This is a genomic window from Pirellulales bacterium (assembly GCA_019694455.1).
In the GTDB taxonomy this organism is placed as follows: domain Bacteria; phylum Planctomycetota; class Planctomycetia; order Pirellulales; family JAEUIK01; genus JAIBBY01.
This window is the reverse complement of sequence record JAIBBY010000082.1, coordinates 1-11,950: the sequence shown is the minus strand read 5'-3', so window position 1 is coordinate 11,950 and position 11,950 is coordinate 1. Positions and strand designations below refer to the sequence as shown.

Sequence of the window (11,950 nt, the reverse complement as noted above, 5' to 3'; positions counted from 1 at the left end):
CGCCAATGAAGTCGCGGCGTCCCCTCGCTTAGTCGCGAGACCGCGATCACAGTCCAACGTCTATCGCTTCCGGGCGCGGACCGTCAGATTGCCCATCAAATTGGTGCAGCGCCGCCGCAGCTTTGCCCAACGTCCGTCCGAGGTCCAAAATTCGGGGGTGAAGCCCGTTTCGTGCAACAACTCGGTTAATTGATGCTTGGAGAAGTAGTGGAGATGGCCCCCGTCCCAACCTTGAGTTCGCCAGACGCGAATGTCGTTGGTTGAGATTCCGGTGCGCGGCAATCGACCCAGCCACAATCCAACCGCATGCTTGATGTAGCAGATGTTCGGAACAGTAATCATGACCGCTCCACCCGGCTTGAGGACTCGCGCGATCTCGTCCAGCGCATGAAACGGGTCAAACACATGCTCGATCACCGCGCAGGCCACAACCACGTCGAAAGTTTGGTCCGCGAACGTCAGGGGCACATCGATGTTCCCGTGTCGCAAATCGATCCTGTGAGCCAGTTCGGGAAAGCGCTCGGCGATCTTCGCGGCGCCGATCTCGATTCGCCGTTCGGAGATGTCAATGCCGGTCACGCGGTCGTAGTAATTGAGCAACGGAATCGCCATTTGCCCCGCCCCACAGCCAATCTCCAGCAAGCTCGATCGCTTTGGCTCGCCCCGCAGCAGCCGAATCGTATCGTCGTACCGATTGGTCGTAATGGCCTCCGGCTTTGGCTTGCGGGGAGTCCAGTCTTTCGCTTCATCGTGATAGATGCGGTCGTAAAGTGCCTGCATCGCTTGCGACATTCGTCGGACCTCCACCCAGGTAGAGCGTGTGTTGGTTTGTTTCGCCGATTAGCGTTGTTGAGTAGTTAGGTCGTTCGCGGCCGCGCGGTCTCTGGGGCAACTAACGGCTTCGCGCCAAATCTCGCACCGCCTCCGTGCTCAGCGCGCCGTGGTAGAACCGCACATCACACAATCGCCCGCGAAAGTAATCTCCCGCGCCATGGCCAATGACCAATGGCGCGGCGGGCGACAAATCGAAATCCGCGCCCCCCGGCGCCGACTCGGCCACCTGCTCGCCATCAATGTACAAACGTAGCCGATCGGCCTGGCGCACCGCGGTCACCTGTCGCCAACCGGTGGGAAACGCCCGGTCGAGCGTGACGCACGCGCCAGCCGAAAGCGAATGAATCTTGCCCGACGGCAGCGCGCTGACGAACAACCGGCCCTGGTGCTGGGCCATGGTCCAAGCGCGGCGATAGGTGACGTCGGGCGTGTGGTCGAGCCTGCCGATCTGGGTCCAGGTGTTGTCTCCATCCAGTCGATACACCTCGGCCAGCGGCAACGTTCCGCCATACAGCTTGCCGTTGTAGACCAGCATGCCCATCACTTCGGTCTCCATGCCCAGGCGACCAGCGTCGCGCCACTCGTCTTGTTCCAGTCGATACGCCTTGCCGCTGGGCCAGGTTCCTACGTGCAGCTTGCCGCGGTGCATGGCAAAGCTGTAGGTCTGCGTGTTGCCGTCGATCGGGCCGTACTCGCGCCAAGACTGGCCGTCGTAGCGAAAGACATACCCGCCGTCGTAGCTGCCCGCCCATAGCGCGCCGTCGTACACCGCCAACGGTTCCACGCGCCGTCCGCCGGGCGTGGCCACACTCTCCCAAGCGCCGTCGCCGTCCCAGCGATACAGGCCCGCCGGCGGATAGAGCGACGACGCGTAAAGCTGACCGTCGTATTCGACCATTCCGCCAACTGCCGCATGCCCGGCCAACTCGCCCACCTGCGTCCAATGGCCATCCGTCTCCAGGCGATACACGCGTCCGCCGTCATGCGGGTTTTCCGATTCTGGCAGCGCTGAGCCCTTGAGCCGATACTTGGACGAAGCGACGTGCAACCGGCCACGAAACGGCGCCATCGCCGAGATGGTGTTGGCCCGATCCGGCGCGCCCAGGTCGACCCACTGATTGGGCCCGGCGTAGCGATACACATGCCCGGCCGCGTCAGCGGCGGGCTCGCACGTCCCCGCATGCAGCGCGCCATCGTGAACGGCCAGCGCGAAGGCGAAGAGCGCCTCGCCCGGCCGCCCCTCATCTTGCCAGCGCGGCTCGCTGCCGGCGTCCGTGCCAAAACTAAGTTGCCGGGTATTCGCCTGGTTCGAGGTGACGCCGCTCCGCGTGGCCAATCCCAACTGCCAACCCACCCGCCGCGCGGGGTCGAACCAACTGACCAGGTCGCCCAGATCGTCGCGAGTCGTCTCATCGGTGTGAACCCACAGCGCGATCGTGAAGTCTCCCGCGCCCGGCCGCGCAGCGTCGGCCGGTTGGACAACAAGTCGGCTCGCGCGGCCGTCGAACGTGGCGGCGGTGGCAAGTTGGCTGGTTGGTCCCTCGGCGCCAAAGCTCACGCCACTGGCTTCGGTTGGCAAGTGAAGCGGTCCCACGTCGCGCGCGTCGGCGGTCAGCGGCCAATGAGCAACCAGCCGTGGCGCATCGGCCGCGGTTAGCGGCGCAGTGAGTGGCGCAGCGAGCGCCCAGAGCATTGTTCCGCAGGACCAAGCCACCAAGCCACGGCGCATCGTTCACCTCAATGGAATCAAAAGACTGGCGTATCGTGTTCACAACATACGCCGCCGCGACCCGCGCCACCACCAGTCGGCCCGCGGCGGCTGCCGCGCTGCTTGACTTGCCAAACGGTCGCCAGCACACTTGGGTTCCCTCGGAATATCTCTAGTCCCCGCTCCACCAACGGCCGAATCGACTCACTCATGCCCATCGCGGTCCTTTGTCCCAACTGCAAGGCCCAGTTTCGTGTCAGCGAGAAATTCGCCGGCAAACAGGGCCCCTGCCCCAAGTGCAAGGCCACGATCACGATTCCGGAAGCAGAAGAGATCCAGATCCACGCCCCCGAGGCGACCGACAAGGGGACGAAACTCGGCGCCCCGTCGAACGACCCCAAGCCGATCCGGCGCAAAAAGTTCGAGCTCAATCCGGTGCTGGCCGCGGGAATGGTCGGCGGGTCCATTCTGGTGGTGTTTGTCGCCTGGATCGCCGGCGATTTTCTGCTCGGCTCGCGGGCGCTTTTGGCCGTGGGACTGGCCGCGATCTCCATTCCGCTCTGCGTCGGCGGCTACGAAATCCTGCGCGACAGCGAACTCGACTCGTATCGCGGCGCCGAACTGTGGCTGCGCGCCGGCATCTGTGGGCTGGTTTACGCCGGGCTGTGGGTCGGCTTTTACTATGTGCCAGAGTCGATGTTCGCCAACAACTGGAACTGGCTGTTCATTCCCGTGCCGTTTCTGGCGGTGGGGGCGCTGACGGCGTTCCTCACGTTCGAGTTGTCGTTCGAAAACGCGGCGGTCCACTACGCGTTTTATCTGTTCGTCACCCTCGCGCTGCGCTGGCTGGTGGGCTTGCCGGCGCTTTGGAACCTGGCTCCGCCGCCGACGACGATCATCTGAAGTCTTCGGCGCCGCCCGCGGTTAACTATCGAACCAACCGGCGCGCAGCCGATCGGGCCGACTCCACTGGATGTGGCCGATGAACACCGTTCCCTTGGCGCCGCGGCGGCGCGCGTCGTCGTTCCACACCCCTTCTCCCACCGTCACCCACGCTTCATTTTCCGACGCGGCGTTGGCGCCAAAATTCCCCAACTCGCCGCCACGCTCCGGTATGACGATCTTCTCGGTCGCGCGCAGCACTCGCAGCGCGCCCGTATCGATCCGCGCCATGAACAGTGGCGCTCGATGGCGAACGATGTGATCGTTGTCGGCGCCGCGACGGGTATAGACCAGGAACAATCCGCCGGAGTGCGTGATCCAGTGCTGCTGCGTGTTGTAGCTGCCCAGCTCCTGGCCATCGTCGAACAGCCACGGCGTGATCGGCGCATAGTGCAGGCCATCATCGCTCGTTGTCACGTAGCCCTTCAGGTCATTGCGCAGTGTCAGATGGTATCGCCCGCGAAACCGTGTGATCGACGGCTCGCACAGCCCGCGCACTTCGGCCAGTTCCAAGGTCGTCCCCTGCTCCAGCAGCTTCATTTCCTGCCCGTCGAAACCACAGCGCAGCACGGTCGCGGCATAGACCTCTCCGGTCGGTCCCTGGTGATAGATCGGCAACAGGATTGTGCCATCCGGCTCGACAATCCACTGCGCGCAGCCCGGCGTCGCCAAAAAGTATTTGTCGTCATCGGGCAATTCGAGCAACTTCCACTCCGACCAATCGCGGCCGTTGTAGATGGCATAGGCCACCTGATGCGCGTGCCGCGTGCTGGTGAGTTGCTTGCCGGCGTCGTCGTAAAGAATCTTGGCCCCCAGCGCGAGAACCTTGCCCGACGGCGGATGGTAGCCGGGCGTCACGTCGCAAACGGCGATCGTCTCGCCCGCCTTGTTCTTGCGCCACGCCAGCGCGGGAACCGGTTCGGGCGCTGCCCAGCCGCCATCGTTATTGGGGCGCGTCACTGCCAGGCCGCCGTAGTGATCGTCGGCCATCAGATGCTTCTGCAGCGTCATCAGATACCCGGGATCGCCCGTGATGCTCGACAAATTGATGGTAGCCCGCGGGTGATACCAGAGCGATTTGCCGTCGTCGTGCGAAAGCACCTCCTCAACGCGCACATCAAAATCGACCGGGCCGGCCAGCAGGTCGCGGATGGCTGTTTCGGCGACTTGCATGCTTTCTGCAATGCCGGAGTGCCCGATCGTGTTGGGGTGATAGCCGTCGGTGGTCCACCCCTCCAGCGCCTCGCCGCGCGAGAGCGCGTCGTGCCATTTTTGGAAGTGGTCGACCAGTGGCACGTCGCGGCGCTCGGCCGCGGCGCGACAGGCGGCGGCGTACTCCTTAAGTCGCACATTGCCATGTTCTCCCAGGCCATTGGCGGGCGACTGACTCGCGTAAGCCGGCGGCGTCATCAGGATTGGCTCGGCGCCCGCCGCGCGAATCCGCGCGATGAGTTGCTCCAAGTTCTGGCGATACTCGTCGATCGACAGTCGGCTCCGCTGCTGGCCGGCGTCGACGTAGCAGTCGTTGGTGCCGTACATCAACGTCACCAGCGCCGGATGATGCGCCAGCACATCGCGATCGAGTCGCTGGAGCGCGCCGGCGGTCGTCTCGCCCCCCACCCCTTGATTGATCACGCGCACGTTGAGCTTTTTGCTGCGCAGGTCTTGCTCGAACTGCTGGCTATAGATCTGATCGGCGGTGACTCCGGCGCGGACCCCCTTGGTGATCGAGTCCCCCAGGCACACGACGACCAGCGGCGCCTCTTCGCCGCGCGTCGCACCAGCGCCCAGCGCCAAGCAAGCCAACAACAGCACTACCAACCGGAGCATCGCGCGCATGACAAAATCCTTGTGACGTCAAATGACTCGAACTTCGCCGACAAGCTAACCGCGCCAGACCGCGTTTGGCAAACCGCCGATCTCCGGATACCGGCGGCCATTCACTCGCGACAGGCAAGATCGTCGCGGCAGGCGGCCAGTTCTGGCAGCAGGCGCTCCAAGTCGGCCCGCAGCGCGGCAAGCATGTCGCGCGCCTCGTCCAACCGTCCATCGCGCGCGGCCTCTTCGAGCGCGAACGCCTGTTGGCGGATCGAGCTGGCGCCAAAATAGCCGGCCGAGTTCTTGAGCGAGTGGGCCAACCGCCGCGCCTCGTCGCCGCGCTGGTCGCCAATCGTGGCCTCCAGATCGCGCAGCCACTTGGGGCAATCGGCCAAAAAGATGTCGATGATCTCGCTCAATAGCGCGGCGTCTCCCCCCACCGATTCCAGCGCCGCATCGCGATCGAACAGGCAATCGGCCGCGTGCTGCCGGGCTTCCATCGCCAGCCGCGGCTCGGCGCGTGAGTCCCCGTCGCGGCCGCCAAAGCGCTCCACCGTGGCGAACAATTCGGCCGGCCGAACCGGCTTGGAGAGATAGTCATCCATGCCCGCTGCCAGACAGCGCTCGCGATCGCCGGGCAGCGCGTGGGCGGTCATGGCGATGATCGGGATGCGGCCTCCGCCATCGGCCTCGGCGGCGCGGATCCGCGCGGTCGCCTCAACGCCTCCCATCCCCGGCATTTCCAAATCCATAAGCACCGCATCGAACGGAGCGCCGGCCAACATGTCGATGGCTTGCTGGCCGCCGGTGGCCAGCACCACGCGATGCCCGCGCTTCTCCAGCCAACTGATGGCTACGCGCTGGTTGATGGCGTTGTCTTCCACCAACAACACGCGGAGGGATATGGCCGCTTCGGCGATGCGCTTCGTCACCGGCGTGGGCGTCTGGCCGGCATTAGCGCCCGCGCGCGCGCGCAGCACCGCCTCGAGCAGATCGGACGGTGTGACGGGACGCGTGACCAACACCGCGCCGGCGGGCGCCGCCGCTTCGCGCGTGTCGCCAGGCCGCGGCCGCGCCACAACCAACACCAGCGGCGCCGAGCTCGGAATGTCGGCCGCGCGGCTGTCGGCGATGACTAAATCAAAGGTCTTGTCGCCGGCTTCGCTGGCAAAATCGACGGCGGTCGCGTCGATGCGCCACGCCAAGAGCATGTCGACTATCGCCTGCCGTGTGACGGGATGCCCGTCGACCACCAGCGCCCGCAGTCCACGCACATCGACTGGCGCGCCATCCTCCTCGGCGGCTCGAGCCAGCGCAAACTCCACGGAGAACGCGAACTCGCTGCCGTGGCCCGGCCGACTTTCGACCGTGAGCTTCCCTCCCATCAGCTCGACCAATTGCCGGCAGATCGCCAGCCCCAAGCCCGTGCCGCCATATTGCCGCGTGATCGAGTCGTCGGCCTGCTGAAACGCCTCGAACACCAATTTTTGTTTCTCGGCCGGAATCCCGATGCCAGTGTCGCGCACCGTAAATCGCAGCGCTACGCCGCCCGCGTCGGCTGCCGCGCTGGCGTCCCGCTCCACAATCAGCGACACTTCTCCCTGCGCGGTGAACTTGATGGCGTTGCCCACCAGATTGAACAACACTTGGCGCAAGCGCGCCGCGTCGCCAATCAGATAGTCGGGCACATCGGGCCGCACGTCGCAGGCCAGCTCCAGCCCCTTTTCAGCGGCCCGCAAGGCGACAATCTTGATCGTGTCGCTCAGCTCGCCGCGCAGCCGGAACTCGGCGGCGGAGAGCGTGATTTTGTCCGCCTCGATCTTGGAGAAATCGAGAATCGAATTGATGAGCGAGAGCATGAACTCGGCCGATTCCAGCACGCCATCGAGGTAGCTTCGCTGCTCAGCGGCCAGTGGAGTGGAGAGCGTGAGCTCGGTCAGCCCGATCACGCCATTCATCGGAGTGCGCAGTTCGTGGCTCATGTTCGCCAGAAATCGGCTCTTGGCGCGATTGGCCTCTTCGGCCGCGGCCTGCGCCTCGCGAATCTGCTCTTCGGCGCGCACCTGATCGTTCACGTCGCGCAAAAAGCACAGTGAGCCAGGTCGTCCCTCCCACTGCACGACCAACGTGTTGATTTCCACCCACGACGGTTCGCCCCCACGCGCCAAGATGCGAAACTTGTAACGCGACGGAACGTCTTCCCCCTGCAAGCGACGCAAATAACGATCGAGCACCATCGCGCGATCCTCGGGCACGATCAGATCGGTGAACGGCATGCTCACCAACTCTTCGTGACGGTACCCCAGAACCGATTCGGTTCGCGGATTCGCGAACTTCATCACGCCGTCTTGCGCGATCAGCACCACATCGTTGGCATGCTCGACCAGCGCTCGATATTTTTCCACCGAGTGTTGCAGCGACTGCTCGGTCGCTGCCTGGCGGGCAATTTCCGCTTCCAGCTCGGCGCAGCGTCGTCTCAATTCCGCGACTTCGTCCGGTGGCTGTGAAGCGTGGCGCCAGCGCCGCGCGACAATCGCGGTCACGGCGGCCAGCGCCAGCGCTGTGAGCGTCCACGCGGCGATCGCTTGGGCAAGGTCCATACGATGAGTGTATGGCCCCCGGAGCGGAAATTGAACCTTTTGAGCGGGTCGCGCGGTCGCCGGGCGTGGCGCAACCACCATAAGCGGCCCCACCCAACCCGCCTTCGCTTCGGGCGCGCCGGCCGCGCATGACCTAAAGTTAACTAACCGATGATCTCCCAAATCCGCGCGGCCGCTGGGGGAGCTGGCCGGGTCGGGGACTCTTTGAAACAGCGCCCATGACGGTCGATTACGCCAAGGACGAACAATTCTTCGAGTTCGTGCACGACCTGGCTCACCGGCCAGGCTCCGGTCGCGGATCGGAACGGCGCGACCGACAGCGCCGTCCCTATCCTTGCCACCAGTTCGTCGCGCCCTTTCGCGATGCGCGGATGCCGGAGAACGACGAGTACCAACCGGTGCTCTGTCACGACTTGTCGACCGGCGGCTTTTCGTACTTTGCGGACGAACTGCCAGATCACGACTTGATTGTGGTCGCGTTTGGCGCCGCCCCCAAATTCACCTATATCACCGCACAGGTGCGCTACGCCAAGCGGGTGGCGCAAGGCGCCAGCGCTCTGTTTCAGATCGGCTGCATGTTCTTGGGCCGCATCAATCTCGAACCGACCGACGCACAAGCTTCGTAGGCAGGCGGGGCGAATCCGCCGGTTAGTTCATCTCCGCCGCCATCTTCCGCGCCGTCTTCAGATACGGCTGCATCATTCGCGCGTTGTCGGCGTCGCACTGCTCGACATACGGACATAGCCACGCCAGCGCCTGATGCGGCCTGCCAGTGCGCAGCAAGATCAGCCCCAAATCGCGCCGCTCCTCTTGGCGCTCGGGCATCATCGCCACCAACCGCTCTTGCACCGGCAGCGTTTCGGCCCAGCGGTCGTCCATGGCGTAGGCGGCCTTCAGATTGCGCAAAACGCGGACGACGATTTCGAAGTTGCTCGCCGAGCAAAACGCCTCGTCGCTGACAGCGCCGTGAGTTCCAAACAGCTCAATCAGCCGCCCGCGCGCGCCGTTCAAGTCGAGCACTTCACCATCGCCGAAGGGATCGATGAACCACACCTCGGCGTCGCCGACGGCCGACAGCAAAAAGTGTCCCGGCGTCGGCACACCCCGCACCTCAACCCCGGCCGCGGCCGCCACCGCCAGGTAGACGATGGACAGTGAGATGGGGATGCCCACCCGCCGCTCAAGCACTTCGTGCAAATAGCTATTGCGGGGGTCGTAATACGCCTCACGATTGCCGTGGAACCCTTCTTCCACAAACAAGAGGCGTGAAATCTCGACGAGTTTGTCGTGCAGCGACAAATCGTCTCCCGCCATCCGTAGCCGCCGGCGGGCCGCCGCCCCCAGACGAGCCAGCGCCCGATCCACGGGTTCTCGCTCCAGATGCGGGTACTCGTCGGCGGCGATCTCCAGCATCACGCCCACTAGCTGCGCGGGCTCACCGGCGCACAGCTTGTTGAATTCCACGTCGTTGGCAAAACGATCCGACATGACACCCCGGACATGTGCAAATTGCGGGCGAATCGCCGTCCATTGTAGGAAACCAACCAAAACCCCGACAGCCAAAGCGGTTTGCTCGGCTAACCACCAATGCTGTCGGGGGGACTGCGGGCCTGTTAGACTCAGTTGACCGACTTGGGAGCCTACAGAACACAGCCCGCGCGACAACGGACGAGGAAGATGATATCGAGGCGAATCTACGCTTGGCAGCCGTTGTTGCCGACGCTCTTGGTCTTATGCATTGCCAGCCCGCGCCCCCAGGCGGCCGAGAGCGATAGCGGCAACTGGCCTTGCTGGCGCGGACCGCTGCACAACGCCGTCTGTCTCGAAACGGGACTGCTCAAGGCCTGGCCCGAAGAGGGACCGCGGCTGGCCTGGAAAGTCGACACCATCGGCGAGGGATACTCCACCGCTAGCGTGATGGATGGCGTGATCTACACCATGGGCAACCGCGATGGCAACGAGCAGGTCATCGCGCTCGACGCCACGCAGCAAGGCAAGGAGCATTGGGCGACAACCATCGGCCCCGTGCGGCACGACGGCGCCGGTTATCCTGGCCCGCGTTCGACCCCCGCCTTCGACGAAGGACGCCTCTACACGCTGGGCTTAAACGGCGACCTGGTTTGCCTCGATGCTCACAGCGGCCGCATCATCTGGCGACGTGACCTGGTGGCTGATTTCGGCGGCGCGATCCCCAATTGGGGATATTCCGAATCGGTGCTCGTCGATGGACCGTGGGTGCTGTTCACGCCCGGCGGCAGCAAGGCGACCCTCGCGGCGGTCGACAAGGCCACCGGCGAAACGGTTTGGCTGTCTCCCATTGGCGACGGCGCCGGCTACTCGTCGATCATCGTTTCGAAGGCGGCCGGACCCAAGCAATATGTGCAGTTCACCGCGCAGGGATTGTTGGGCGTGCGCGCTCGCGACGGGCAGTTTTTGTGGCGCTACAACGCGCCGGCCAACGGCACCGCCAACATCTCCACTCCTGTCGCCTCTGGTCCGCTGGTCTTCGCCGCCAGCGGCTACGGCACAGGGGGCGGACTGGTCGAACTGGAAAGCGACGACGAGACCGTCACCGCCAAGCAAATCTATTTCACCAAGAGCATGAAGAACCACCATGGTGGCATGGTCCTGGTGGGAGACTATCTCTACGGCTCGAACGATCCGGGATTGCTCACCTGCCTAGAGTTCAAAACCGGCAAGGTCAAATGGGCCGACCGCGCGCCAGGCAAATGCGCCGTGCTCTACGCCGACGGGCGCATTTACTCGCGCAGCGAAGACGGCAAGGTGTGTCTGGTCGAGGCGCAGCCCAATGGCTTTCAATTGCATGGGCAGTTCGAGCAGCCAGACCGCAGCGCGCAGCCCAGTTGGCCCCATCCGATCATCGCCAATGGCGTCTTGTATCTGCGCGATCAGGGGGTGCTGCTGGCGTACGACATTCGCGGCAAATAGGGCTGCGAGCCTCCTAGCCAAAGAGCGGCGCGATCGGTTGGCCGTCGCAAATCGCCATCGGTCGGCCCAGTCGATCGTTGAGCTTCAGTTCCGGCGAAACGCCGAGCGCGGCGAACATGGTGGCCGCGAAATCGCGCGGTGTGACCGGATCTTGCGAAGGGCGCGTGGCCTGCGAGTCGCTCGCGCCGTAGACGGCGCCGCCGCGAATTCCGCCGCCCGCTAACAGGCCACTGTAGCAGAAGGGCCAATGCTCGCGCCCCGCGTTGGCCTTGGTGATCTGCGGACGGCGACCGAACTCGCCGACCCAGGCCACCAGCGTGTCGTCCAGCATGTTGCGCGCCTCCAGGTCTTCCAGCAGCGCGGCCAGCGCCTGGTCGGCGGGCGGAATCAAATCGTTTTTCAACCGATTGAAGTTGTCGCCGTGCGTGTCCCAAAAACTGCGGCCGTCGTTGTGCCAGTTGACGCACACCAGCGAAACGCCATGCTCGACCAGGCGCCGAGCGAGCAGCACGCATTGGCCATGCGTATTGCGGCCGTAACGATCGCGGTCGGCGGGCGACTCCTGTCCCAGATCGAACGCGGCGCGCGCCTCTGGCGAGGTAAGCATCGACAGCGCTCGCGATTGCCACTGCTCCAGATCGGCGGCGCCGCCGGCCGCGTGCAGTTCCGCGCGCGTGGCGTCGACCGCTTGCAGCAATTGCTGCCGTTGGTCGAGCCGCGCGCTGGTTACGCCCTGCGCCAGGTTCAACTCGTCGACGTTCCATTCGGGCTTGGCGGGGTCGCCGGTCAGCAACATGGGATCGTAGCTGTGCCCCAGCCAGCCGCCATGCTGCCCTGGCGCCTGTCCGCCCGGCGCCGCCGGATGGTAGGCCAGCCATGGCATGGTGACCGCGGATGGCAACACGCCCGGCGCCTGTCGCACACGCGCCAGCGTGGCGCCGATCACCGGCGTGTCGCGATCGCTCGGCGGGGCGGCGTCGCTATTGAGTTGGGGGGCCAAATGGCCCGTCAGCGTGGCATGTCCGCTGGAGAGGTGCGCCGGATCGCTATGCCCTAGCGAACGGACGAGCGCCACCTTGTTCATGTGCGGCGCCAGTCG

General features: G+C 64.6%; 9 protein-coding genes. 3 read left to right on the top strand and 6 right to left on the bottom strand.

Annotated features, from left to right (window positions below; translation table 11 throughout):
- Positions 1-60: 60 nt before the first annotated feature.
- On the bottom strand, positions 61-792 hold the full coding sequence (locus tag K1X71_19955; GenBank protein ID MBX7075424.1) for a class I SAM-dependent methyltransferase: 732 nt from the start codon (positions 790-792) through the stop codon (positions 61-63).
- 100 nt (positions 793-892) lie between these two features.
- Positions 893-2,563 (bottom strand): LamG domain-containing protein, encoded by a 1,671-nt coding sequence (locus tag K1X71_19950; GenBank protein ID MBX7075423.1) that lies wholly within the window; start codon positions 2,561-2,563, stop codon positions 893-895.
- A gap of 189 nt (positions 2,564-2,752) precedes the next feature.
- On the opposite strand from K1X71_19950, the gene K1X71_19945 reads away from it, so the two are divergent.
- Complete coding sequence (locus tag K1X71_19945) at positions 2,753-3,445, top strand: hypothetical protein (protein MBX7075422.1); 693 nt, start codon at positions 2,753-2,755, stop codon at positions 3,443-3,445.
- Positions 3,446-3,466: 21 nt separating this feature from the next.
- Here K1X71_19945 and K1X71_19940 read toward each other — a convergent pair whose 3' ends face one another.
- Together K1X71_19940 and K1X71_19935 are read right to left on the bottom strand one after the other, a co-directional pair.
- Positions 3,467-5,323, bottom strand: coding sequence for a hypothetical protein (locus tag K1X71_19940; protein ID MBX7075421.1), 1,857 nt, complete (start codon positions 5,321-5,323; stop codon positions 3,467-3,469).
- A gap of 101 nt (positions 5,324-5,424) precedes the next feature.
- On the bottom strand, positions 5,425-7,902 hold the full coding sequence (locus tag K1X71_19935) for a response regulator (protein ID MBX7075420.1): 2,478 nt from the start codon (positions 7,900-7,902) through the stop codon (positions 5,425-5,427).
- A 218-nt stretch (positions 7,903-8,120) separates the two neighbouring features.
- Between K1X71_19935 and K1X71_19930 the strand changes: the two genes are divergently transcribed.
- Positions 8,121-8,528, top strand: a complete 408-nt coding sequence (locus K1X71_19930; GenBank protein MBX7075419.1) for a hypothetical protein — start codon at positions 8,121-8,123, stop codon at positions 8,526-8,528.
- A 22-nt stretch (positions 8,529-8,550) separates the two neighbouring features.
- Here the strand turns inward: K1X71_19930 and K1X71_19925 are convergent, their stop codons facing one another.
- Positions 8,551-9,390 carry a tetratricopeptide repeat protein gene (locus tag K1X71_19925; GenBank protein MBX7075418.1) on the bottom strand — a complete coding sequence of 280 codons (840 nt, stop codon included), beginning with the start codon at positions 9,388-9,390 and terminating at the stop codon, positions 8,551-8,553.
- A gap of 189 nt (positions 9,391-9,579) precedes the next feature.
- On the opposite strand from K1X71_19925, the gene K1X71_19920 reads away from it, so the two are divergent.
- Positions 9,580-10,851, top strand: coding sequence for a PQQ-like beta-propeller repeat protein (locus K1X71_19920; protein MBX7075417.1), 1,272 nt, complete (start codon positions 9,580-9,582; stop codon positions 10,849-10,851).
- A 13-nt stretch (positions 10,852-10,864) separates the two neighbouring features.
- Here K1X71_19920 and K1X71_19915 read toward each other — a convergent pair.
- Positions 10,865-11,950: DUF1501 domain-containing protein (locus tag K1X71_19915; protein ID MBX7075416.1), on the bottom strand; the 1,086-nt coding region annotated here is incomplete at its 5' end.

What these genes read in the sequence shown, in the direction of transcription:
- K1X71_19955 (MBX7075424.1), bottom strand. Translation starts at nt 792, where the DNA reads ATGTCGCAAGCGATGCAGGCACTTTACGACCGCATCTATCACGATGAA.
- K1X71_19950 (MBX7075423.1), bottom strand. Translation starts at nt 2,563, where the DNA reads ATGCGCCGTGGCTTGGTGGCTTGGTCCTGCGGAACAATGCTCTGGGCG.
- K1X71_19945 (MBX7075422.1), top strand. Translation starts at nt 2,753, where the DNA reads ATGCCCATCGCGGTCCTTTGTCCCAACTGCAAGGCCCAGTTTCGTGTC.
- K1X71_19940 (MBX7075421.1), bottom strand. Translation starts at nt 5,323, where the DNA reads ATGCGCGCGATGCTCCGGTTGGTAGTGCTGTTGTTGGCTTGCTTGGCG.
- K1X71_19935 (MBX7075420.1), bottom strand. Translation starts at nt 7,902, where the DNA reads ATGGACCTTGCCCAAGCGATCGCCGCGTGGACGCTCACAGCGCTGGCG.
- K1X71_19930 (MBX7075419.1), top strand. Translation starts at nt 8,121, where the DNA reads ATGACGGTCGATTACGCCAAGGACGAACAATTCTTCGAGTTCGTGCAC.
- K1X71_19925 (MBX7075418.1), bottom strand. Translation starts at nt 9,390, where the DNA reads ATGTCGGATCGTTTTGCCAACGACGTGGAATTCAACAAGCTGTGCGCC.
- K1X71_19920 (MBX7075417.1), top strand. Translation starts at nt 9,580, where the DNA reads ATGATATCGAGGCGAATCTACGCTTGGCAGCCGTTGTTGCCGACGCTC.